Annotated in this window: 24 protein-coding genes; 16 read left to right on the top strand and 8 right to left on the bottom strand. The window is 62.6% G+C overall.

All coding sequences use genetic code 11. The features are described 5' to 3' along the window. Positions 1-100: 100 nt before the first annotated feature. From BBG20_RS18520 to BBG20_RS18505, 4 genes are all read right to left on the bottom strand, one after another. Entirely contained in the window at positions 101-796 is a 696-nt protein-coding gene (locus BBG20_RS18520; RefSeq protein ID WP_158267395.1) for a fimbrial biogenesis chaperone, read from the bottom strand. Between the two features lie 91 nt (positions 797-887). Beyond that, a complete protein-coding gene (locus tag BBG20_RS18515; RefSeq protein WP_065905762.1) occupies positions 888-1,445 on the bottom strand; it encodes a fimbrial protein in 558 nt (185 codons plus the stop codon). A 370-nt stretch (positions 1,446-1,815) separates the two neighbouring features. Then, complete coding sequence (locus tag BBG20_RS18510) at positions 1,816-2,454, bottom strand: response regulator transcription factor (protein WP_065905760.1); 639 nt, start codon at positions 2,452-2,454, stop codon at positions 1,816-1,818. A 16-nt stretch (positions 2,455-2,470) separates the two neighbouring features. Beyond that, entirely contained in the window at positions 2,471-5,362 is a 2,892-nt protein-coding gene (locus BBG20_RS18505) for an ATP-binding protein (protein WP_065905758.1), read from the bottom strand. A gap of 301 nt (positions 5,363-5,663) precedes the next feature. On the opposite strand from BBG20_RS18505, the gene BBG20_RS18500 reads away from it, so the two are divergent. From BBG20_RS18500 to BBG20_RS18470, 7 genes are read left to right on the top strand one after another with little or no spacing between them, the layout of a single operon-like run. Continuing rightward, positions 5,664-6,254, top strand: a complete 591-nt coding sequence (locus tag BBG20_RS18500) for an amino acid synthesis family protein (RefSeq protein ID WP_065905755.1) — start codon at positions 5,664-5,666, stop codon at positions 6,252-6,254. A 45-nt stretch (positions 6,255-6,299) separates the two neighbouring features. Continuing rightward, the gene (locus BBG20_RS18495; protein WP_065905753.1) at positions 6,300-7,133 is read left to right on the top strand and encodes an alpha/beta fold hydrolase; all 834 of its coding nucleotides are present in this window, start codon (positions 6,300-6,302) and stop codon (positions 7,131-7,133) included. Continuing rightward, on the top strand, positions 7,130-8,611 hold the full coding sequence (locus tag BBG20_RS18490) for an aldehyde dehydrogenase (RefSeq protein ID WP_065905751.1): 1,482 nt from the start codon (positions 7,130-7,132) through the stop codon (positions 8,609-8,611). The genes BBG20_RS18495 and BBG20_RS18490 overlap by 4 nt, the downstream gene beginning before the upstream one ends. Positions 8,612-8,623: 12 nt before the next feature. Continuing rightward, positions 8,624-9,109 carry a flavin reductase family protein gene (locus tag BBG20_RS18485; RefSeq protein ID WP_065905749.1) on the top strand — a complete coding sequence of 162 codons (486 nt, stop codon included), beginning with the start codon at positions 8,624-8,626 and terminating at the stop codon, positions 9,107-9,109. Positions 9,110-9,120: 11 nt separating this feature from the next. Then, positions 9,121-9,510 (top strand): carboxymuconolactone decarboxylase family protein, encoded by a 390-nt coding sequence (locus BBG20_RS18480; protein ID WP_065905747.1) that lies wholly within the window; start codon positions 9,121-9,123, stop codon positions 9,508-9,510. Between the two features lie 23 nt (positions 9,511-9,533). Next, the gene (locus tag BBG20_RS18475) at positions 9,534-10,286 is read left to right on the top strand and encodes a GntR family transcriptional regulator (RefSeq protein WP_065905745.1); all 753 of its coding nucleotides are present in this window, start codon (positions 9,534-9,536) and stop codon (positions 10,284-10,286) included. A 2-nt stretch (positions 10,287-10,288) separates the two neighbouring features. Beyond that, positions 10,289-10,852, top strand: a complete 564-nt coding sequence (locus BBG20_RS18470; protein WP_065905743.1) for an NUDIX hydrolase — start codon at positions 10,289-10,291, stop codon at positions 10,850-10,852. Positions 10,853-11,302: 450 nt separating this feature from the next. Here the strand turns inward: BBG20_RS18470 and BBG20_RS18465 are convergent, their stop codons facing one another. After that, on the bottom strand, positions 11,303-11,596 hold the full coding sequence (locus tag BBG20_RS18465) for a DUF1330 domain-containing protein (protein ID WP_065905741.1): 294 nt from the start codon (positions 11,594-11,596) through the stop codon (positions 11,303-11,305). Positions 11,597-11,665: 69 nt separating this feature from the next. Here BBG20_RS18465 and ribBA point away from each other — a divergent pair, with 69 nt between their 5' ends. From ribBA to BBG20_RS18440, 5 genes are all read left to right on the top strand, one after another. After that, entirely contained in the window at positions 11,666-12,775 is a 1,110-nt protein-coding gene (gene ribBA, locus BBG20_RS18460; RefSeq protein WP_065905740.1) for a bifunctional 3,4-dihydroxy-2-butanone-4-phosphate synthase/GTP cyclohydrolase II, read from the top strand. A 227-nt stretch (positions 12,776-13,002) separates the two neighbouring features. Beyond that, positions 13,003-14,028 carry an ABC transporter substrate-binding protein gene (locus BBG20_RS18455; protein WP_065905739.1) on the top strand — a complete coding sequence of 342 codons (1,026 nt, stop codon included), beginning with the start codon at positions 13,003-13,005 and terminating at the stop codon, positions 14,026-14,028. Further along, complete coding sequence (locus BBG20_RS18450) at positions 14,025-14,942, top strand: ABC transporter permease (protein WP_065905738.1); 918 nt, start codon at positions 14,025-14,027, stop codon at positions 14,940-14,942. The genes BBG20_RS18455 and BBG20_RS18450 overlap by 4 nt, the downstream gene beginning before the upstream one ends. 6 nt (positions 14,943-14,948) lie before the next feature. Continuing rightward, positions 14,949-15,758: an ABC transporter permease gene (locus tag BBG20_RS18445; protein WP_065905737.1), complete on the top strand. Its 810-nt coding sequence runs from the start codon at positions 14,949-14,951 to the stop codon at positions 15,756-15,758. Positions 15,759-15,775: 17 nt separating this feature from the next. Next, entirely contained in the window at positions 15,776-16,936 is a 1,161-nt protein-coding gene (locus BBG20_RS18440; RefSeq protein WP_065905735.1) for an ABC transporter ATP-binding protein, read from the top strand. Positions 16,937-17,061: 125 nt separating this feature from the next. Here the strand turns inward: BBG20_RS18440 and BBG20_RS18435 are convergent, their stop codons facing one another. From BBG20_RS18435 to BBG20_RS18425, 3 genes are read right to left on the bottom strand one after another with little or no spacing between them, the layout of a single operon-like run. Further along, positions 17,062-17,802, bottom strand: coding sequence for a PAS domain-containing protein (locus BBG20_RS18435; RefSeq protein WP_065905734.1), 741 nt, complete (start codon positions 17,800-17,802; stop codon positions 17,062-17,064). Beyond that, positions 17,803-18,462, bottom strand: coding sequence for a response regulator (locus tag BBG20_RS18430; protein WP_065905732.1), 660 nt, complete (start codon positions 18,460-18,462; stop codon positions 17,803-17,805). Next, positions 18,431-19,543, bottom strand: coding sequence for an ATP-binding protein (locus BBG20_RS18425; protein WP_226940004.1), 1,113 nt, complete (start codon positions 19,541-19,543; stop codon positions 18,431-18,433). The genes BBG20_RS18430 and BBG20_RS18425 overlap by 32 nt, the downstream gene beginning before the upstream one ends. A gap of 183 nt (positions 19,544-19,726) precedes the next feature. On the opposite strand from BBG20_RS18425, the gene BBG20_RS18420 reads away from it, so the two are divergent. From BBG20_RS18420 to BBG20_RS18405, 4 genes are read left to right on the top strand one after another with little or no spacing between them, the layout of a single operon-like run. Continuing rightward, positions 19,727-20,173 carry a dimethylamine monooxygenase subunit DmmA family protein gene (locus BBG20_RS18420; RefSeq protein WP_065905729.1) on the top strand — a complete coding sequence of 149 codons (447 nt, stop codon included), beginning with the start codon at positions 19,727-19,729 and terminating at the stop codon, positions 20,171-20,173. Continuing rightward, positions 20,170-21,099, top strand: a complete 930-nt coding sequence (locus BBG20_RS18415) for a PDR/VanB family oxidoreductase (protein WP_065905727.1) — start codon at positions 20,170-20,172, stop codon at positions 21,097-21,099. The genes BBG20_RS18420 and BBG20_RS18415 overlap by 4 nt, the downstream gene beginning before the upstream one ends. 11 nt (positions 21,100-21,110) lie before the next feature. After that, a complete protein-coding gene (locus BBG20_RS18410) occupies positions 21,111-22,127 on the top strand; it encodes a heme-dependent oxidative N-demethylase family protein (RefSeq protein ID WP_065905726.1) in 1,017 nt (338 codons plus the stop codon). 28 nt (positions 22,128-22,155) lie between these two features. Beyond that, positions 22,156-23,286 carry an aminomethyltransferase family protein gene (locus BBG20_RS18405; RefSeq protein WP_065905724.1) on the top strand — a complete coding sequence of 377 codons (1,131 nt, stop codon included), beginning with the start codon at positions 22,156-22,158 and terminating at the stop codon, positions 23,284-23,286. Positions 23,287-23,315 lie beyond the last annotated feature (29 nt).

Below are 23,315 nucleotides of genomic sequence, written 5' to 3'. Positions count from 1 at the left end.
AACGAACGATTGAGCATGACGGTGCCGCCAGAAACACTTTTCTGCGTAATATCGATCGATCAAAACGGTTCATAGACTTTTAACAAAAGGGTAATTGAACTTAGTCGAACTGCGCGTTCACGGTTTTCAAGGCGCCATAGTCGTTAATATAATTAAACTGTATGCCCTGGGCTTTTAGTTCAGGCAGGCGCGCGGTCTGCGGGTGCAGTTCAAACACGGCTTCGCCGCCCGGGGCAACCATATGATTACCGTCAGTATTACTGAGTGTCTTGCCCGCCCACTTCACCTGTATATCGGCAAACGAGACATGCAATGGCGAAGTATTCGTGCAGCGCAACTTCAACTGTGCGCCGTCGCCGAACACCTGCCACGTCAAATGCTTCGCGGCGTCATGCAAGGAGCTGCGGAGTGTCGCGGGTCGATAGAACACTTTAATTCGACTTTGAACAGCCAATAACAAGTTATTCTTGTTTCTCGACTTTTCCGGCACCGGTGGTACTTCAAGTACATTCAGCCAGAACAGCGATTCACGGTCTGGCCGCAATGCTGTTCCATTGAACAGGATCCGCAGGGTCTGCGAGGCCTGGCCTTCGATACGGGTCAGCGGCGGCATGATCAGGAACGGCGCGGAGCTGTTCTCCGGCGTAGAGTCGGTGGCGCCGTCATCCATCCACGATTGCACCAGTGCCGGGGTCGCGCCCTTGTTCGACAGGGGCAGCGTGACTTCACGTTCGCCGCCTGGATAGATCAACCGAGTGCCGCCCAAAACGATATTGGCGCGAGCATCGAAGCTCATTAAATAAATGAGCAGGCAACCTGTTAATAGACGATATATCCGCATAGTCAGGGTAGTCCCCTCTGCGCGATGTCCGCGCAGAGGGACGTTCTCAGTTATAGCTCAATTGGTATTTGACCTGGCTCTTCACCAGGCCCGCCGTGGACTTGCCGGTCGCGTAGTACTGCACGCCGTAGATCATTTCAGCCGCACCGTCTTGCACGGTGAAGCTCTTGGCAGCGCCAGCGTCGCCTGGCTTGATCACGGAGTTGTCTGCGTAGTTGTAAAGCTGCAGGCCCACATTGGTGGCGGAGGTATCGCCGCTCAACTGGTTTTTCAGCACGCCCGAACTGACGTCGACCAGGTTGGCATCGTAGAGAAACTGCGCGCGTACATTGGTCACGGTCGGCGAGCATTGATTGACCGCAATACGGAAGTTGGACGGCATCGCGGTAGCACCGGCCTGGGCCAGGTCAGCCACTTTGGCGGTCGCCAGGTCCACGGTAAAATCGCCCGACGAGCCGGTGGTCACCTGGCAAGTTTCATCCGTAACTTTACCGTTAAAAGTAATAGTACCGGCTTCCGCGGCGCTGACAGTAGTGGACAACATCAGGCCACCACACACACTCAGGAGCGCCGCCTGCACAGGCAGTAAACGTTGCTTCTTCATACTTCATCATCTCTCAAGTTTATATTCATTGGCGTTACTTTAATAACGCATCACAGGGCCGCACTTCACTTCACGAGTTGCTGGGTATCCACCTCCTGACTTCGTAATTAATCCTTTTTCGGGCGCACAGTGACCCGCTGCCTTGAAGTGCACTGTTGCGCACAACTGCAATAAGAAACGGTTCTTTTCTAGTGCAACTCAACCAGCACGGCTACAGGTAGGTGACGTGACTTAGTCTATTGAGGTGCGGGCTGACGCTGTGGGCGCCATTATGCGAGCCGACTCGGTGGCTGTCTTTAAGATCAAACTGAAAATAGGCCCAGGGCGAGAACTGTCTTTCGGTTCAGCCCACGTAAACCGCTGGCACGACTTACAGGAAAAGCTGCGCGTCCGCACAGAAGGCCAACAACGCTTGATCATTTTCGACGCCCAACTTGCGCATCGCCGAGACCTTTTGTGCGCTCACTGTCTTGGTGCTTCTATGCAAAAGTGCCGCGATTTCACGACCACTCAAGCCCGATACAAAATGCCGCAGCACTTCGTATTCGCGCATCGTCAGCCGAGCGGCCCTGGCTTGCATCTGGCTGTCGCTGTTCGACAGCGCTTGCACTGGTGGCTGGTATTTGCGTCCCTGCGACAACGCCTGCAGTGCTACCGCAATCTCATTGAAATCACCACTTTTCAATATTACGCCCCACACACCCAGGTGATAGAGACCGCTGAGAATCAGGGGATTGGACAGCATGGTGAATACCAGGATGCGGGTGTCACCAAAGCGCCGGCACAGCAACTCGATCATCTGCAATCCATCGCCATGAATTCCGTCGCCGGGCATGCTGTAGTCGGCAATCACGACATCGGGCGAAAACTGCTGGTGCATCTGCACCAATTCAGTAGGCCCCTTGGCGATACCCACCACTTCAAAGCGGTCATCGCGCTCGACTATTTCCTGCACCGCCATCGCCACAATCGGATGGTCGTCGGCTATCAACACAGTGGTCTTTTTCATGGTTTGTATTCCAGTCTCAGTCGTTGGATGTAGGGGGCTCGCCGTCCGTATTCGGCGCGAGGCCCGCCAGTAGTCGCTCTATACCGTCCATGAGTTCAATAACGCCCTTGGGAATTTTGTGCGTGGCGATCAGTTGCTGCTCCAGCGCTTTGCACGCGTCTGCCAGCTGCTTCGCCTGCACCGCCGCCAGCGAGCCGCGCAGCCGATGCAACTGCGGCACCATGGCAGCTACGTTGTGTTGCTGGCTGGCGTCGCGCAGGATTTTCAGGTCTGCGCGCGTGGTATTCACAAACAGTTCATGCAGTCGCGGTGAGAGCGCCACAAACGCCGGCAGTTCTTCCTCCTGCGGCTCAAGTATTTGCGCGGGCGGGCAGCAGCGTCGCAACACTGCGTACAAATCACTCAGGCTCACGGGCTTTACCAGCCAGGCATCCATGCCGGCTGCGACGAAGCGTCGGGTTTCTTCCTGCAGGGCGCTGGCGGTGATGGCGATGATCGGAAGCGTTACGCCCTGCTGACGCAGCGCACTCAATAACTCGAACCCATCCATCTGCGGCATGTTGATGTCGGTCAGTAGCGCATCGAAATCCGGCGACCAGCGCGCCAATGCGTCAAGACCGTGACTTGCCAGGGTGACGCGACAGCCGAGCTGCTCGAGTTGCTCCTTGATCAATGCCTGGTTCATCGGGTTGTCGTCGGCGACCAGCAGGTTCAGGCCCAACTTACCGGGATGCCGAGACAAGCGGGCCCGCACGGCGGTCGGCGGTGCCTGCTGCCCCAAGGCAAAGCTGGCACTGAAACTGAAGCAGCTACCCACCCCGGGTTCGCTGGCCACGCTCAATCGACCGCCCATCAGTTGGGCCAGTTGCGCGCAGATGGACAGGCCAAGCCCGGTGCCAGCAACGGTATGCGCATGTCGGTGCGCCTGGTAGAACGGCTCGAACAGATGAACCTGCTGCTCGGCCGCAATACCCACGCCGGTGTCGGTGACTTGCCACGTCAGCGTAGCCCTGTCGTCGCTAATCGCGGCGCTCAACTGCAGCGTTACACCGCCGTGCTCGGTGAACTTGAGGGCATTGCTGAGCAGATTGGTGAGCACCTGCCGGATACGCCGCGCATCCCCATGCACCCCAACCGGTACACCGGCATCGACATTCAAGCGCAACTGCACGCCCTTGCCCTGTGCGGTGCCGCTGTATTCGGCGACGACCTCCTCGGCCAATGCGAGGGGGCTGAAATCCGCCGACTCCAGCGCCATCTCCCCCGCTTCGATCTTGGACATGTCCAGCACATCGCTGACCAGTTGCAGAAGCATTGAAGAGGAGCGCTCGATAATGTGCAGATAGTTGCTTTGTTGCTCGGTCAACTGTGTGAGCCCCAGCAACTCCAGGGTACCCAACGCGCCATAGAGTGGCGTGCGGATCTCATGGCTGATGGTCGCCAGGAACCGCGACTTGGCGGCGCTGGCCTCGGCGAGCTTCTGCTCCACCGCCTTGTGTGCGCTGATGTCGCTGAACGCGCAGAGCACCACCGCCTCGCCGCGATAGCGGGCTGAGGCGAAACTGCCGTGCAATGTGTGGCCGTGGCGGCTGTGGAAAATCACATCGCCGTCGGGTTGCGCCGGGGCAGGATTGAGCCCCCAATGCTCACTCAACTGCGTCACCGCCTGGGCATCCCCCAGCATTCGTTCGGCCAGTGGGTTTTGCATGATCAGGTGCCGATCCGCGCGCCTGAGCACACACAGTGCCACAGGGGCAGTCTGGATTACCGTACGGCTGAAAGTGTCGCTTTCGACGATCTCAAAATGGGCCTGGCGCGCGGGCGAAACCACCTTGCGCGCGTACCAGCGAATCGCCACCCAACTGCTCAACACACTGGCCAGCAGCAGCCCAATGCCGCCAAGCAACTGCCACTTGGCGTAGCCGAAAAAGCTTTGATAATTCAGTTCGTACAACGCGACCCAACCACCGGCACTGGGGCCGCCCATCTTGAACAGCAGGCCTTGCGCAGTGAAATTCAGGCCCTGCCGATAGCTCTGCGCTACACCGACTGCATCTATCAACGAGTCGCCCTGGGGAGACAACAATTGCAAGCGGTCGTAGATCGGCCGCTCGAACAATTGCTCGGGATCATTGATGCGCTCCAGATCCAACAGGGTCACGATGAAGATCCGACGCTTGACCTCAGGTGTCCACCAGAGCGCATCGGGCAGCCTGAAATCCAGATAACCCAACAGCTCACGGGACTCGCCGGCAATGAAATGCTGCGCTGGCGCCCAGCGCACGTGGACTCCCCCTGTCGAGTCTTTACCGACTGGCAGCGCGGTGTAAATCCGCTCGACTGCCGCCAGGTAGTTCTCCGTTGTCAGCAGCGCACGCCCCGGAAACCGGTCGATGGCAGGCACAGCCATGCTGGTGTTGCCCAGCGCGCCGATGACGAACACCTGCGGTGCCGGGTACACCGAGGTACTCCAGAAACGGCTGTAAAAATTCGCCAGCATCACCCCCAAGGCGAAATTGCCCGGATGCGGGCCGGACGTTACGTGCTGCTGCGCCAGGGTAAACGGCATCGAAAACGTATATTGCGCCGCCTCAAAGATCCGCACGCCTGGCGTGTCGACACGCATTTGGCTCTGTACCGTCAGACCCGACGTCGGTTGGTTCTGCGAGGCCTGGTTGCCGTGTTGCGCAATCCTGTCGATGAATTTTTCGTGCTGATGGATATCACCCACCAATCGGTTGAAATGCAGCATCACCTTGTTGCGCTCTTCGGCAACCACCTTGCTCAACGCCCAATAGCAGGCGGCCAGCATTAACAGGTTAAGAAAAAGCGCGCAGATCAGCACGGTATTCAGGCGCAGGGACGTGCTGGCGAGCTTGCGAATCAAGCTGTAGTTGCGTTCGGGCATAGGTTCAAAGTCCGGTCTCGTAAGACGGCACGGTGGTAGCGGCATAGAGCCAGGCGCTGTATGCCACAGCTGGAGGTGAGTATGGCGTAACACGGCAAGTTCGCCTTGCCAGGCTAGAAGCGGCGCCAAGTTTAAAAAAGGGGGCGTTTTTACCAGATGAGCATCTCGCAACGATTGATCGAGATCAAAAAAACGCATCACCCAGCTGTACCGTTTGCCGACCCGATCTTGTGGCGCTTGCACTTGTCATATTATGGTATACCATCATACACAGATCCACTTACCTCAGACGGAGCAGCCCATGAGTTTCGAAATTCGCAAGATCGTCAGTTACGTAGAAGAAACCTTCATTGAAGGCGGCAAGGCCTCGGACACGCCGGTGACCATGGTCGGCCTGGCCGTCGTGTTGAAAAACCCGTGGCTGGGTCGCGGTTTCGTCGAAGACCTCAAGCCGGAGATCCGCGCCAATTGCTCCGACCTCGGTGCACTGATGGTCGAGCGCCTGGTGGGCATCATCGGCGGCGCCGAGAAGATCGAAGCGTATGGCAAGGCCGCCGTCGTGGGCGCCGATGGCGAGATCGAACACGCGAGCGCAATCATCCATACCCTGCGCTTCGGCAATCACTACCGTGAAGCGGTCAAGGCCAAGAGCTACCTGAGCTTCACCAACAAGCGCGGTGGCCCTGGCACCTCGATCCAGATCCCGATGATGCACAAGGACGACGAAGGCCTGCGCTCGCACTACATCACCCTGGAAATGCAGATCGAAGACGCCCCGCGTGCCGACGAAATCGTCGTGGTGCTGGGCTGCGCCGATGGCGGCCGCCTGCACCCACGGATCGGCAACCGTTATATCGACCTGGAAGAACTGGCCGCCGAAAAGGCCCAGTAATCCCGGCGGCTAACACCCTAATAAAAAGGTATGCAGGAGCGCTCCATGATTCGGCTCACCGCTGAACGCACCCCGGCTGGCACCAGTTATCTGGCGACCGGCCAAGGCCAGCCTGTGGTTTTGATCCACGGCGTGGGCCTGAACAAAGAAATGTGGGGCGGGCAAGTCGTTGGCCTGGCCACGAATTACCGCGTGATCACCTATGACATGCTCGGCCATGGCGCCAGCCCGCGCCCGGCCGCCGGCACGCCGCTGCTGGGTTATGCCGACCAGTTGCTGGAACTGCTCGACCACCTGCAATTGCCTCAGGCCACGGTGATCGGTTTTTCCATGGGCGGCCTGGTCGCCCGGGCGTTTGCCCTGCATTACCCGCAGCGCCTGCAAGGCCTGGTGGTGCTCAACAGTGTGTTCAACCGCAGCCCGGAACAGCGCGCCGGCGTAATCGCACGCACCGCCCAGGCCGCCGAACATGGCCCGGACGCCAATGCCGAGGCCGCGCTGTCGCGCTGGTTCAGCCGCGAATACCAGGCGGCCAACCCGGCGCAGATCGCCGCGCTGCGTGAAACCCTGGCGGGCAACGACCCCCAGGGCTACCTGACCACCTACGAACTGTTCGCGACCCAGGACATGTACCGCGCCGACGACCTCAAGGGGTTGCGCGTGCCGACCCTGGTCGCCACCGGCGAACTCGACCCGGGCTCGACCCCGGAAATGGCCCGGCAACTGGCCGATCGTATTCCCGGCGCCACCGTTGCGGTGCTGGCCGAACAACGGCATATGATGCCGGTAGAATCGCCACGCCTGGTCAACCAGCTGCTGCTGGGCTTCCTCGACACGGTGTACGCCCAAAACAATCCAATCAAGGGGATCGTTGCATGACACTCGCACGCTTCCAGATGTGCATCGGCGGTGAATGGGTCGATGCCCTGTCCGGCAAGACTTTCGACAGCCTCAACCCGGCCCTGGCCGAGCCCTGGGCGCAACTGCCCGACGCTGACGAAGCGGATGTGGAGCGCGCCGTGCAAGCGGCGCAGACTGCCTTCGACAGCCCGGCCTGGCGTGGCCTCACCGCTACCGCGCGCGGCAAGTTGCTGCGTCGCCTGGGCGATTTGATTGCCGAGAACAAAGAGCAACTGGCCCAGCTGGAAAGCCGCGACAACGGCAAGCTGATCCGCGAGACGCGCGGCCAGGTCAGCTACCTGCCGGAGTTCTTCCACTACACCGCCGGTCTCGCCGACAAACTCGAAGGCGGCACGCTGCCCCTGGACAAGCCCGACCTGTTCGCCTACACCGTGCACGAAGCCATGGGCGTGGTCGCAGCAATCATCCCCTGGAACAGCCCGCTGTACCTGACCGCGATCAAGCTCGCACCGGCCCTGGCGGCGGGCAATACCATCGTGATCAAGCCGTCGGAGCACGCCTCGGCGACCATCCTCGAACTCGCGCGCCTGGCCCTCGAAGCCGGGATTCCGCCGGGCGTGGTCAACGTGGTCACCGGCTACGGTCCGAGCACCGGCGCTGCCCTCACCCGCCACTCGCTGGTGCGCAAGATTGCCTTTACCGGCGGCGCAGCCACAGCCCGACATGTGGTGCGCAGCAGCGCGGAGAACTTCGCCAAGCTGTCTTTGGAACTGGGCGGCAAGTCACCGAATATCATCTTTGCCGACGCCGACCTCGACAGCGCCATCAATGGCGCGATTGCCGGCATCTACGCGGCGTCCGGGCAGAGTTGCGTCTCGGGTTCGCGCCTGCTGGTGCAGGATGAAATCTACGATGAGTTCGTCGAGCGCCTGGTGGCGCGCGCCCAACGCATCCGCATCGGTAACCCGCAGGACGACGCCAGCGAAATGGGGCCCATGGCCACCGCGCAGCAACTGGCCGTGGTCGAAGGCCTGGTGGCCGATGCCATCGCCGAAGGCGCGCGCCTGCGCACCGGTGGCAAGCGCCCGCAGAATCTCGGTGAAGGCTGGTTCTATGAGCCGACGCTATTCGAATGCGACCGCAACTCGATGAAGATCATGCAGGAAGAAGTCTTCGGCCCGGTGGCCTCGGTCATCCGGTTCAAGGACGAAGCCGAGGCATTGGCGATCGCCAACGACTCGCAGTTCGGCCTCGCCGCCGGCATCTGGACTCGCGACCTCGGCCGCGCCCATCGCCTGGCGCGGGATGTGCGCTCGGGGATCATCTGGGTCAACACGTACCGCGCGGTCTCGGCCATGGCGCCCATCGGCGGTTTCAAGAACAGCGGCTACGGACGCGAAAGCGGCATCGATTCGGTGCTGGCCTACACCGAGCTGAAAACGGTGTGGATCAACCTCTCCCAGGCGCCGATGCCTGATCCTTTTGTGATGCGTTAAGAGACCCCGACCATGATCGAACCCGGCATTTACAAAGACGTCATGAGCTCCTTCCCTTCCGGCGTCACGGTGGTCACCACCCTCGACCCGGACGGCGGCATCGTCGGCATCACCGCCAGCGCGTTCAGCGCGCTGTCGATCGACCCGGCCCTGGTGCTGTTCTGCCCCAACTATGCGTCGGACACCTACCCGATCCTGCGCGACAGCAAGCGTTTCGCGATTCATCTGCTGTCCGCCGACCAGACCGCCGAGGCCTACGCCTTCGCCGGCAAAGGCAAGGAGAAGGCCAAGGGCATCGAGTGGCACCTCAGCGAGCTGGGCAACCCGCTGCTGGCCAAGGCCACGGCGATCATCGAATGCGAGTTGTGGCGCGAATACGACGGCGGCGACCACGCAATCATTGTCGGCGCGGTGAAGAACCTGATCCTGCCCGCGCAGCCGGTCACGCCGATGATCTATCACAAAGGCAAGCTGGGCCCGCTGCCCACCCTGGCCTGAGGAGCTGATTGATGAGCACTGAAAAGTACCAGCAGGGCCTGAAGATCCGCACCCAAGTGCTGGGCGAGGCCTACGTGCAGCGTTCGATCGACAACGCCGACGATTTCACCCGGCCGCTGCAGGAGATGGTCACCGAGTACTGCTGGGGCCACGTGTGGGGCCGTGAGGGTTTGTCGCTTAAAGAACGCAGCATGATAAACTTGGCAATGATTTCGGCCCTCAATCGGCCCCACGAACTCAAGCTGCATGTGCGCGGCGCCTTGCGTAACGGGCTGAGTCGTGAACAAATACGCGAAATTCTGCTTCAGGTCGGTATTTATTGCGGGGTTCCCGCCGCCGTGGACAGTTTCCGACTGGCCCGGGAAGCGTTCGCCGACGCCGATGCCGAGGCCTCCAGTTAACCGCTACATTCAGAGCAGACCCCATGAAACGCCTGCCACTCGACGACAGCTTCAAGGTCAATCACAACCCGGTCACCCTGCGCGAAATCGTGTTGGAGAAACTGCGCAGCGCCATCATGAACTTCCAGCTGTTGCCGGGTGACCGCCTGGTGGAGCGCGACCTGTGCGACCGCCTCGGCGTCAGCCGCACCTCGGTGCGCGAAGCCTTGCGTCACCTGGAGTCCGAAGGCCTGGTGGAATTCGCCGATGCCAAGGGCCCGCAGGTCGCAATCATCACCCTGGCGGATGCCGTCGATATCTATGAACTGCGCTGCGTGCTCGAAGGCTTGATCGTGCAGCTGTTTACCCTGCGCGCCAAGGCCAAGGACATCAAGGCCCTGGAAAAAGCCCTCGAGGAAAACCGCAAGGCCCTCAAGGACGGCGAGCTGCAACAGGTGATCGATTCGGTGCAGGGCTTCTACGACGTGTTGCTCGAAGGCTCTGGCAACCACGTGGCCGCCACGCAGTTGCGCCAGTTGCAGGCGCGCATCAGCTACTTGCGCGCGACCTCGGTGTCCCAGGAAAACCGTCGCGGCACCAGCAACCAGGAAATGGAACGCATGGTCCAGGCGATCAAGAGCGGCGACCCGCTCGCTGCCCACCAGGCCTGCGTCGACCACGTACGCGCCGCGGCTGCGGTGGCCCTGGATTACCTCAAGCGCAAACAGGAAGAGACCGGCAAAGTCCCCGAGATCACCCTGCCCATCGCCCTCAAAGAACCCCGCATAGGTCACTGAGCGTGTTCAGCCCAAGCTTTTGCCCGAAATGTGGCGGCAGTGACCTCGGTCACCAGCGGCCACCGGGCGATACGCATGAGCGCCTGATGTGCCGTGGCTGCGGCTACATCCACTACATCAATCCGAAGATCATCGCCGGTTGCATCATCGAGCAGGACGGCAAATACCTGCTGTGCCAACGCGCAATCCCACCGCGCCCCGGCACCTGGACGCTGCCCGCCGGTTTCATGGAAGGTGGCGAGACCACCGAACAGGCCGCGCTGCGTGAAGTCTGGGAAGAAAGCGGCGTACGTGCGGAGATCCTCTCGCCCTATTCGATCTTCAGCGTGCCGAAGATCAGCGAGGTGTACATCATCTTCCGCGCCATCGCGCTGGAGATCACCGGCCAGTTCGGGCCGGAGACCCTCGACTACAAGTTCTTCGCGCCCGAGGACATCCCCTGGGACAGCATCTACTACCCGGCCATCCGGCAGATCCTCGAGCGTTACATCGAAGAGCGCCAGGCCGGGGTGTATGGCATCTACATCGGCAATGACGACAGCGGCAAGATCCATTTCATCCGCTGATCTCCAGACCGAACCGAGTCCCAGTGTGGGAGCTGGCTTGCCTGCGATGGCATCCACCGGGTTTACCGGATGTACCGAGGCGCCTGTATCGCAGGCAAGCCAGCTCCCACATTCGGACCCGGTTTGGCTGTTAGACCTAGTTCGCCAGGCCGAGATTTAGAGCCTCTACCACGGCAAGGCCCATTTCATCCGCTGACCTCCAAGCCCAGACACGGATCAAAAAATGTGGGAGCGGACTTGCTCGCGAAAGCAGTGTGTCAGGCACCGAATGCATCAACTGACACTCCGCCTTCGCGAGCAAGCCCGCTCCCACAGTTGAATCGGTCTATGCCCGATAGACCTAGGTCGCCAGGCCGAGATGCAGGGCCTCTACCACGGCAAGGCCCATTTCATCCGCTGATCTCCAAACCGAACCGAGTCCAAGTGTGGGAGCTGGCTTGGCTGATACAGCTAGGGCGCCAGGCCTTCCACAATAATAATCTGCGCGACCCCAGCCCCCTCCCGGTGCCCCTTCGCCTCCTGGTACTCCACAGACTCATAACACGCCACCGCCTGCTCATAACTATCAAACTCGATCACCACGTTACGCTGGCGCGCCGGCCCGCCTTCGAGCGCGGTGCTGCGCCCGCCCCTGGCCAGGAACCGCCCGCCAAACTTCGCAAACGCCGCCGGCGCGCGTTGGGTGTATTGCGTGTACTGCTCTGCATCGGACACATCCACATGGGCAATCCAGTAGGCCTTCATCGCGACATCCTCTTGTTTGATTTTTGTGGTATACCATAATACATACAACCAACAAATCGAGCACTCTACATGGCCTTCAACAGCATCGCAGACATCATCGAAGACTACCGCCAGGGCAAAATGGTGCTGCTGGTGGACGACGAAGACCGGGAAAACGAAGGCGACCTGTTGCTGCCTGCGGCCTGCTGCACCGCCGAGACTATCAGTTTCATGGCCCGCGAAGCCCGTGGCCTGATCTGCCTGACGCTGACCGACGAACACTGCCAGCGCCTCGGCCTGGAACAGATGGTGCCGAGCAACGGCAGCGTGTTCAGCACCGCGTTTACCGTGTCCATCGAAGCCGCCACCGGCGTGACCACCGGGATCTCCGCCGCCGACCGCGCGCGCACCGTGGCGGCAGCCGTGGACAGCAACGCCGGGCCCGCCGACATCGTGCAACCGGGGCACATCTTCCCATTGCGCGCCAAGGACGGCGGTGTGCTGACCCGCGCCGGCCACACCGAGGCCGGTTGCGACCTGGCGCGCCTGGCCGGGCACACCCCGGCCTCGGTGATCGTCGAAGTGATGAACGACGACGGCAGCATGGCCCGCCGCCCGGACCTGGAGATTTTCGCGCGCAAGCACGGGATCAAGATCGGCACCATCGCCGACCTGATCCACTACCGCCTGAGCACCGAACGCACGGTGGTGCGCATTGGCGAACGCGATCTGCCCACGGTGCACGGCACGTTCCGCCTGATCACCTTTGAAGACCGCATCGACGGCGGCGTGCACATGGCCATGGTGATGGGCCAGCTGCGCCGCGATGAACCCGCGCTGGTGCGTGTGCATGTGATCGACCCGCTGCGCGACCTGGTGGGCGCCGAGTACAGCGGCCCGTCCAACTGGACACTGTGGGCCGCCCTGCAACGCGTCGCGGCAGAAGGCAGCGGCGTGGTGGTGGTGCTGGCCAACCATGAGTCGTCCCAGGCACTGCTGGAGCGCGTGCCGCAATTAACCCAGACACCGCGCCAGTTCAGCCGCTCGCAGTCGCGGATTTATTCGGAAGTCGGCACCGGGGCGCAGATATTGCAGGACCTGGGCGTCGGCAAGCTGCGTCACCTCGGACCGCCCCTCAAATACGCCGGGCTGACCGGCTACGACCTGGAGGTGGTCGAGAGCATTCCCTTCACCGAATGATGGATAACCGGTAAGGCAAAATGCTTGCACAAAGTTTGGAATACCATAATATGATATTCCATAGACCGAACGCTTTCGCCAAGTGCGCCCGCCAGGGATAGCACCAATAACAGCCCTTGGCACGGTCGCCTTTTGGGGCCTCGAATAGGGGCCTCGATAAACCTACTGCTCCCGATAGGCGGGCATTACCAAGCCCGCTCAATAACAAAACAAATGAGGGCGTGAAAATGGTGTTGAACAAACGTGCAACCGCAGTGCTGTTCGCGGGCTTGCTGGCCACGGCCACTCACGCGGCCCTGGCGGCCGAAAGCGTCAATTTCGTGAGCTGGGGCGGTAGTACCCAGGATGCGCAGAAGCAGGCGTGGGCCGACCCTTTCAGCAAGGCCAGCGGCATCACCGTGGTCCAGGACGGCCCTACCGACTACGGCAAACTCAAGGCCATGGTCGAAAGCGGCAACGTGCAGTGGGACGTGGTGGATGTCGAGGCCGACTTCGCCTTGCGCGCCGCCGCCGAAGGGCTGCTCGAACCCCTCGACTTCTCGGTCATCCAGCGCGACAAGATTGACCCGCGCTTTGTCTCCGACCATGGCGTCGGCTCGTTCTTCTTCTCCTTCGTACTCGGCTACAACGAAGGCAAGCTCGGCGCTGGCAAGCCGCAGGACTGGACCGCGCTGTTCGACACCAAGACCTACCCCGGCAAACGCGCCCTCTACAAATGGCCAAGCCCCGGCGTGCTCGAACTGGCGCTGCTGGCCGACGGCGTGCCCGCCGACAAGCTCTACCCGCTGGACCTGGACCGCGCCTTCAAGAAACTCGACACCATCAAGAAAGACATCGTCTGGTGGGGCGGCGGCGCGCAGTCGCAACAACTGCTGGCCTCTGGCGAAGTCAGCATGGGCCAGTTCTGGAACGGGCGCATTCACGCACTGCAGGAAGACGGTGCGCCCGTGGGCGTAAGCTGGAAGCAGAACCTGGTGATGGCCGACATCCTCGTCGTGCCCAAAGGCACGAAAAACAAAGCCGCTGCGATGAAGTTCCTGGCCAGTGCCAGCAGCGCCAAGGGCCAGGCGGATTTTTCCAACCTGACCGCCTATGCTCCGGTGAACATCGACAGCGTGCAGCGCCTGGATTCAGTCCTGGCGCCCAACCTGCCGACGGCGTACGCCAAGGACCAGATCACCCTCGATTTCGCCTACTGGGCCAAGAACGGCCCGGCCATTGCGACACGGTGGAATGAATGGCTAGTCAAATGAAAATGACGGCAACCACGCCGACCGGGAGCGCCCTCGGCGCTGCCGGCCCGGTGTCCGGCAAAGCTTCGGCGCCGTCCCTGGCGCAGCGCTGGCGGGGGGCAAGCAACCTGCTCCCGGCCCTGCTGTTCCTCGGCCTGTTCTTTCTCGCACCGCTGATCGGCCTGCTGCTGCGCGGCGTGCTGGAGCCGGTGCCGGGCCTGGGCAACTATGAACAGCTGTTCGCCAACTCGGCGTATGCGCGGGTGCTGCTCAATACCTTCTCGGTGGCCGGCCTGGTGACGCTGTTCAGCCTGCTGCTGGGCTTCCCGCTGGCCTGGGTGATCACCCTGGTGCCCCGTGGCTGGGGGCGCTGGATCCTGAATATCGTGCTGCTGTCGATGTGGACCAGCCTCCTCGCCCGCACCTATTCCTGGCTGGTCCTGCTGCAGGCTTCGGGGGTGATCAACAAGGCGCTGATGGCCATGGGCATCATCGATGCGCCGCTGGAGATGGTGCACAACCTCACCGGCGTGGTGATCGGCATGAGCTACATCATGATTCCGTTCATCGTGCTGCCGTTGCAGGCGACCATGCAGGCCATCGACCCGATGATCCTGCAGGCCGGCTCGATCTGCGGTGCCAGCCCGTGGACCAACTTCTTCCGGGTGTTCCTGCCGCTGTGCCGGCCGGGGTTGTTCTCCGGTGGCCTGATGGTGTTCGTGATGTCCCTCGGTTACTACGTCACCCCGGCGCTGCTCGGCGGTGCGCAGAACATGATGCTGCCCGAATTCATCATCCAGCAGGTGCAATCGTTCCTCAATTGGGGCCTGGCCAGTGCCGGCGCAGCGTTGCTGATCTTCATCACGCTGGTGCTGTTCTACTTCTACCTGAAGCTTCAGCCGGAATCCCCGGTTGGCGCCAGCAATGCGAGGTAAGCCGTCATGCTGCTGACTCCCAATGCCATGAGCCGCAGGATGCGCCTGGGCCTCTACACCACCACCGGCGTGATCGGCGTGTTTTTGCTGCTGCCGATTGTATTCATCGTGCTGCTGTCGTTCGGTTCGTCCCAGTGGCTGGTATTCCCGCCGCCGGGCTGGACGCTGAAATGGTACGCGCAGTTCTTCTCCAACGCCGACTGGATGAACGCGGCGATGGCCAGCCTCAAGGTGGCGGTGCTGACCACGGTGTTTGCCGTGGCGCTGGGCTTGCCCACCGCATTCGCGCTGGTGCGCGGGCGCTTTCCCGGCCGTGAGTTGCTCTACGGCCTGTTCACCCTGCCGATGATCGTGCCGCTGGTGATCATTGCCGTGGCGGTGTATGCGCTGTTTCTCAAGCTCGGCTACACCGGCACGATGTTCGCCTTTGTGGTCAGCCATGTGATTGTCGCGCTGCCGTTCACCATCATCTCGATCATCAATTCGCTGAAACTGTTCGACCAGTCGATCGAAGACGCGGCAGTAATCTGCGGCGCCTCGCGCCTGCAGGCGGTGTTCAAGGTGACCTTCCCGGCGATCCGCCCGGGCATGGTGGCCGGCGCGCTGTTCGCGTTTCTCGTCTCGTGGGATGAAGTGGTGCTCAGCGTGATGATGGCCAGCCCGACCCTGCAAACCCTTCCCGTGAAAATGTGGACCACCCTGCGCCAGGACCTGACGCCTGTGATCGCCGTCGCCTCGACGCTGCTGATCGGCCTGTCGGTACTGGTCATGGTGATTGCCGCCGTCGCTCGTCGACGCACTGAAACCCGCGCTTGAGCGCCGAGGATTAAGACATGAGTGCAGTGATCAAAGACCCCGCCCAGAACCCTGGCCAACCCCTGGTCAGCCTGCGCAACCTGAACAAGTACTACGGCGAATTCGCCGCCGTGGACAATATCTCGCTGGACATCCAGGACGGCGAATTCCTCACCTTCCTCGGCTCCAGCGGCTCGGGCAAAAGTACCACCCTGTCGATGCTCGCCGGCTTCGAAACGCCGAGCAGCGGCGAGATCCTGGTCAGCGGCCAGTCGCTGGTCAACGTGCCGCCGCACAAGCGCGACATCGGCATGGTGTTCCAGCGCTACTCGCTGTTCCCGCATTTGTCGGTGCGCGACAACATCGCCTTCCCCCTGGCGATCCGCAAACTGGCCAGCGCCGAACGCGAGAAACGCGTCGACGCCATGCTCAAGCTGGTGCAGCTCGAACAGTTCGCGCATCGCCGCCCTTCGCAACTGTCCGGCGGCCAGCAGCAACGCGTCGCCATCGCCCGCGCGCTGGTGTACGAGCCACGCATCCTGCTGATGGACGAACCCCTCGGCGCCCTCGACAAGAAGCTGCGCGAAGACCTGCAGGATGAACTGCGTCAGTTGCACCGGCGCCTGGGCATCACCATCGTCTACGTGACCCACGACCAGGAAGAAGCCATGCGCCTGTCACAGCGCATCGCGATTTTCAGCCACGGCAAGATCGTCGGCCTCGGCAGCGGCTTTGACCTGTACCAGAACCCGCCGAACGCGTTTGTCGCCTCGTTCCTCGGCAACTCCAACTTCCTCAAGCTCAAGGCCCAGGGCAATGCGGCAGCGGTGTTCGAAGGCCAATCGCTGTCGATCCGCCTGACCAGCGGCCTGCACACCGAGCAGGAGGTGCTGTTGATGGTGCGCCCGGAAAAAGCCCTCGCCCTCAGTGTCGAGCAAGCCGCCGAGCAGCCCCTGGCAGCGGGTTGGAATGAAGTCTCGGCAATGGTCGGCGAAGTGTTGTTCCTCGGCGAAAGCCAGACCTGCACGGTAAAAACCCTCGGCGGTACCTCGATGACGGTCAAGGCGTTGTCCGCCGCGGGCATGCCGCTGAAAGCCGGCGACCCGGTGCGCGTGCGCTGGGCCACGGCGGATGCGTGCGTGTACACCGAGTGGGCTGAGAGTGACCTGAACAAGGCGGCCGGCTCATTGAGTCACTAGGGACACGCCGAAACAATGTGGGAGCGGGCTTGCTCGCGAATGGGGTGGAACAGTCAACGTCTGCAGCGACTGATCCGGCACATTCGCGAGCAAGCCCGCTCCCACATTTTGAATGGCGTACAGACTCAACGCTTGCGCTCGAAAATCGCCCCCTCGATCCCCAGTACCTCACGGGTATCGGCATAAATCCCCACGCCCTTTTCCCACACGTGCTTGATCGACTGATCGGCGCAGCGAATCTGGTAATTGAGCTCGAACGGTTCATGCCGCGACAACGCGTATTGCACCTCGCGCCACACGTAGTCGGCATCCTGCGCGAGGATCAGGCTGTTGTAGGTGAACTCATGGTTGTCCACCAGACGCTCGGCGGGATAGCCGGTGAGTTGCAGGCAACCGGCACTCACGAATTCCATGGTCCAGTCGCGGTTGTTGCGGCCGCGATAGATCAGCCCCGGCATGCTGTCGAGCAGGCTCACGCTGCTGCGCTGACTCGCCTGCAGGGCGATTTCACGGCGCTTGTGCGCGGTGATATCGCCGGCCACCAGGTAGAAGCCTTGCGGGCCGCGCTTGAGGCTGATCTCGAACCAGCGCAGTTCGCCACTGGGGTGCACAAAGCGCAGGCGCTGGTTGAAGCAGGTGTCGGGGCGCCGGCGCAGTTCGTTCAGGGCCTGGCGCCATAGCGGGCGATCTTCCTGGTGCACGTAGTCGATCAGGTTGCGCTCCCCGCCCGGCGCGCCCATCAGCTCGGCCCAGGCCAGGTTGAAGTGGGCGATGTGGCCGTTGTCGCGCAGGTGCAGCAAGGCCGCGGGAAAACAGTCCATCAGGTCCATCGGCGGGAGCGCAAAGGCGTCGGGGCTGTCCCTCATTTAATGGCGCTCCTCGTGCTTGAGCAAACTGCCGCTGTGCACCCAGGCCGCCAGCTCCAGCCGTGAATGCAGGCCGAGCTTCTGCAACAGGCTGCGCACATAGATCTTGACCGTGCCGTCGCTGATACCCAGCTCGCGGCCGATTTGCTTGTTGCTCATGCCGGCGGCAATCAGCGCCAGGGTCTGGCCTTCGCGCTCGGTGAGGTGGTCGTTGCCCGGGGCCTCGCTGTGCGGCGCCGGCTCGGCCTGGTCGGCAAGCAAGGCGATCAGGGTCGAGTCGAGCACAATCGCGCCCTTGTGGCAGTTGCGCATATACGCCAGCAACGCGTCGGGCTCGGTTTCCTTGAGCACATACCCGCTGGCGCCGAGGCGCAAGGCGCTCAACAGTTCGGCGCGGTCCATCGAGGCGGTCAGCACCACCACCTGGCAATCCAGGCGCAACTGGCGCAGCTCATCAAGCACCTGCAGACCACTGAGGCCGGGCATGTGCAGGTCGAGCAAGACCTGTTGCGGGGTCAGGCTCACGGCGAGGTTGATGCCTTCTCGGCCGCTGGCCGCCTGCCCCACCACTTCGAAGTCGCCACTGGCGTCGAACAACTGCGCCAGGCCCTTACGAAACAATGGGTGATCATCGATCAGTAGTAAGGTCGTGCAGTCCATCGAGACTCCCCTGTGGCTGGTCGTGGTGGCGGCGCAGGCCAAGATGCACGCGCACGCCGTGCGGGCGGATCGCTTCAATGCTCAGGCGCGCGCCGATGCTGGCGGCGCGCTCGCGGATAATCGCCAGGCCGAAATGGTTGTGCTCGGCGCATGCCTGGCTCAGGCCGATGCCATCGTCTTCCACCGACACCGAGGCTTCGCCGTCCTGGGTCTGGCGCAGCTCGATGCGCACGTGGCGCGCATGGGAATGGCGCACCGCGTTAGCCAACGCCTCGCGGATGATCTGCAAGATCTGCAATTCGTTTTCCGCGCCGAGGGCATCGTCGGCCAGGCGATTGTCCAGTTCGAAGACGATGATGCAGCGCCGCGAAAACTCCGCCACCGAGTCGGCCAGCGCCTGGCGCAGCGAGCGCCCGTCCATGGTCAGGCGTGCGCTGGTGATCAGTTCGCGCACCTGGCGTTGCAGTTGGCTGAGGCCGGCGCACAGGTCCTGCAGCGCCGGTTCGCCAAATTGCGCTTGCAGCCCATGGGCCTGGAACGACAGGTAGCCGAGTTGCTGCGCCACCGAATCGTGCAGCTCACGGGCCAGTGCGCCGTGGCGCGAGGTCGCCTGTTTGCGCAGTTGCTCGCGTTGCTGGCTGCGCAGGCACACGGTCACGCCGACTGCCTGCGCCGCCTCTTCGAGCAGTTGGCGCCAACTGGCCCCGGCGCGCCTCGGGGTGTCGAGCAGCAACGTGCCCTTCTGGCCCTCGGGCAGGCCACACACCAGGCGGTGCACGCCGCGTTGCCGACACGGCCCGCAGGCCTGGGCCGCTTCCGTCACGCAGGCATTGCGCCAGGGGCAGGTGGCTACGTCCTGGCAGCCGTCGATCAAGCCGCGTCGCGTCGGGCTCAATTCTTCGCCCCCCAGTATCAGGTTGAGCTTCGCCGGGGGCAGCAGTGCGTCGAAACGGTCCAGCAAACCCGACAAGGCACCGTCAGCGTGCAGGGGCAAGCCGGCCAGCAGCCTGCGTACGCTGCGCGCCTGTTCGGGGTGCACAGCCCCCAACCAGAGCGGCCATGCCTTCGGTCGTATTTGCACGCGTCGATCACTCCCCATCCGGTTGCCCTGCGTGAGGCAAAGCCCAGCAACTTCCATGCCCCCAACGGCGGTGCCGCAAGGCTTATCTCCAAAGGCATAGCCCTTTTTCCAGATTGAGAAGATTTTCCCCTTAGGAAAGTATCTCTCCCAACAGGAAACAAAACGCACCCTGGAGGAGCCCGCATGACGCACACCCTCAGCCGCCCCATCGTGGTGATGCAATCGGCAACCGCCTGCCCGCCGGTCATCGCAGAACTGGACCAGCCGCTGCTGCTCAATGGCGACCAGCCGGATTTCGCCCGGCGCCTGCAACAGGCACTCGCCAGCGCGACGGTGGGTTGCCGCCTCTACCTGCTGGGCGATGAAGCGTTTGCCTGGCGCATTCACGCCGAGGCACGCGCCGCCGGGCTGGAAGACGACGAGATCAGCATGACCTGCACGACGCCCGGCCTGCGCCAGGTGTATTGCGCGCATTGCGGCCTGACCCAGGCGGCTGGGCCGCAAGCCGTATTGAACTGCATCGGCTGCCACGTCGGGCTGGAGGTGCGCACGCATTTTTCCCGGCGCCTGGGCGCGTACCTTGGCGTGTGCATCAATCCCGACCAGCCCTATGCGGGGTTCCAGCCATGAGCGCGGCCCTCACGGTTCAGGTCAGCGCGGCCAGGATGCTCACGCCGGTGGTGCGCGAGCTGACCCTCAGCGCCTGCGACGGCGCCCTGCCCGGCTTCTCGCCCGGCAGCCACGTGCAGGTGCACCTGCCGCTCGCCGAGGGCAAGGTGCGCAACGCCTATTCACTTACCAGCGACCCGGCGCACACCCAGCACTACCGCATCGCCGTACGCCTGCAAGATGCCTCGCGCGGCGGTTCGCGCTACCTGCATCGGCAGGTGCAGGTCGGCGACACCTTGCAGATTTCACCACCGGCCAATCTGTTCGCGCCGCATGGCACTGCGCGTCTGCATATCCTGATTGCCGCCGGCATCGGCATTACGCCGTTCATGGCCTACATCGCCGCGCTGGAACAGCAGCAGGCCGCTTTCGAACTGCATTACCTGTTCCGGCCGGGCCTCAGCGACGCGTATCTGGATGAACTGCAACAGCGCCTCGGTCCGCGCCTGCATGCCTATGCCAGCCGCCCCGACCTGGGCCGGATCCTCGCCGACCGGCCGCTGGGCAGCCATGTCTACACCTGCGGCCCGCAGGCGCTGCTCGATGCGGTTGAGCACCACGCCACGCGCCTCGGATGGTCGCCCAGGCGCGTGCACTCGGAAGCCTTCAAAGGCGCACAACCGGGCCAACCGTTCGACCTGCACCTGCTGCGCAGCGGCCAACGCCTGCGTGTCGAGGCTGAGCAAAGCCTGCTCGAAGCCCTGGAACACGCCGGCCTGCAGGTGCCCAACCTGTGCCGTGGCGGGGTCTGCGGCCAGTGCATCACGCGCCACCAAGGCGGCGCCATCGAACACCGCGACAGTTTCCTCAGCCCGGCCGAGCAGGCCGAATTTCTGATGCCGTGCGTCTCGCGCGGCAACGGCCCCTGCGTTTCGCTGGACCTATAGGAGTGAGTGCCATGCCCCTGCAATCGAGCCCTGTGCTGAGCTACCGCGATGACTTCAGCTTTCGCAACAGCCCGGCGGCGATCCGGCGTTTTCCCTTTCCGTTTGTCGAGGACAGCTACCTGTACTCGGTGAACATCGAACCGGCGACTTCACGTGACCCAGGCTCCATCTACGAGCACGCCTTCGACATCGACGAACACTACCGCTCGGAAATGGCCGAACGCGCGCTGGTACTGGACAAGGACCCGCGCCGCTACCTGGTGATGCCGCACATGCAAGTGGCCGCCTGGGATGCCCTGCAAATGATCATGCAACACCTGGCCGCCGACTACCCGCAGTCGTTCAGCCTGACGCAAAACGGCGAGCGCTGGCAGTGGCGCAATCACCTGCTGGACATCGACCAGCACTTTATCTTCGGCGACGCCACCAGCCTGCCCTGCGCACCGCTGGAGTACATCGGCCGCCAGGTACAGGGCGACTTCGCCCTGCTCGACCAGCGTGACGGCGACCTGTACATGGACGCCGGCCTGATCACCAGCCCGGCCGACTGGTCGCTGGCCTTCGACGCCGGCATGAGTTTCAAGCAATGGCATGCGCCGGTGCCGATGGCCCACCAGATGGGCGTGTTCGAACGCGCGTTGAAATACCTGCTCAACCTGCAGGTCGGCCAGCCGGTGCGGCGCTTGAACTGGACACTGACGATCAACCCGCGCCTGGATTCCTCCCCGGAGACATTCCACGAATGGGGCGCCGATCGCGGGCGCATCACCGCGCAAAACGTCGGCCAGCAGGTGCACCTGCGGGTCGAGCTGCAAGTCATGGCGCGCCTGCCACGCAGCCACGCGGTGATGTTCAGCATTCGCACCTACCTGATCAGCCTCGACGAATTGGTCACGCAACCGGGCTGGGGCTGCCGCCTGCACCGCGTGCTGCGCGACCTGCCCGACCCCATCGCCGACTACAAGGGCATGACCCGCTACCGAAACACGCTGGTCGAGTGGTTGAGCCAGTTCGACCCACACGCCTGACCCTCATTTTCCCGACAAGGACTTTCACATGACCCACTCCTGGCGCATTTCTGCATTGGCCGAGCGGCACCGCGCCCTCGGCTCTCAACTCGAAGACTGGAACGGCATGGGCACCGCCTGGACCTACAGCACCGGGCTGGCCGACCACCACCAGGCGATCCGCACCCGTGCCGGCCTGATGGACGTGTCGGGCCTGAAAAAAGTCCACTACGTGGGGCCGCACGCCGAGAGCCTGTTGCAGTGGGCGACCACCCGTGACATCGCCAAGCTCTACCCCGGCAAATCGGTGTATGCCTCGATGCTCGACGAGGACGGCAAATTCGTCGATGACTGCATCGTCTACCGCACCGGCCCCAACGCGTTCATGGTCGTGCACGGCGCCGGCACCGGGCATGAAATGCTCGTGCGTTCAGCCCAGGGCCGGCAGGTCGCGGTGCTGTTCGATGACGACCTGCACGACCTGTCGCTGCAAGGCCCGCTGGCGGTGGATTTCCTCGCCGAGCACGTGCCGGGGATCCGCCAACTGGCGTACTTCCACCACCTGCAGACGCGCCTGTTCGACCGCCCGGTGATGATCTCCCGCACCGGCTACACCGGCGAGCGCGGCTACGAGATTTTCTGCAAGGCCGCCGACGCCCCGTTCCTGTGGGACAGCATCCTCGAACAAGGCGCGAGCCTGGGAATTATCCCGTGCGCCTTCACCGCGCTGGACTGGCTGCGGGTGGAAAGCTCGCTGATGTTTTTCCCCTACGACAACTCGCAGATGTACCCCTTCGCCGACCAGAAGGCCGGCGACACCCTGTGGGAAATGGGCCTGGACTTCACGGTTTCGCCCGGCAAGCAAGCGTTCCGTGGCGCCGAGGAACACCTGCGCCTGCGCGGCCAGGAGCGCTTCAAGATCACGGGAGTGCTGCTCGAAGGCGTGCGCGCAGCCGAAGCCGGCGACACCGTGTGGCAGGGCAACCAGCAGGTCGGCGTGATCACCTGCGGCATGTATTCGCGCCTGAGCAAACGCTCGATGGCCATCGCGCGCATGAGCGTCGCGTGCTCCGTCCCCGGCATTGCCTTGCAGGTGCGCGGCAGCCTGGAGGCCAGCGCCACCACCCACGCCCTGCCCTTCGACGACCCGGAAAAAACCAAGCGCACGGCCAAGGGCTGAACCTTCCTTCACTGTATTCAGGAGCTTTC

The organism is Pseudomonas aylmerensis, from assembly GCF_001702265.1.
Classification (GTDB): domain Bacteria; phylum Pseudomonadota; class Gammaproteobacteria; order Pseudomonadales; family Pseudomonadaceae; genus Aquipseudomonas; species Aquipseudomonas aylmerensis.
Note: the sequence above shows the minus strand (reverse complement) of the source record. Positions and strands in the feature narration are given on the sequence as shown.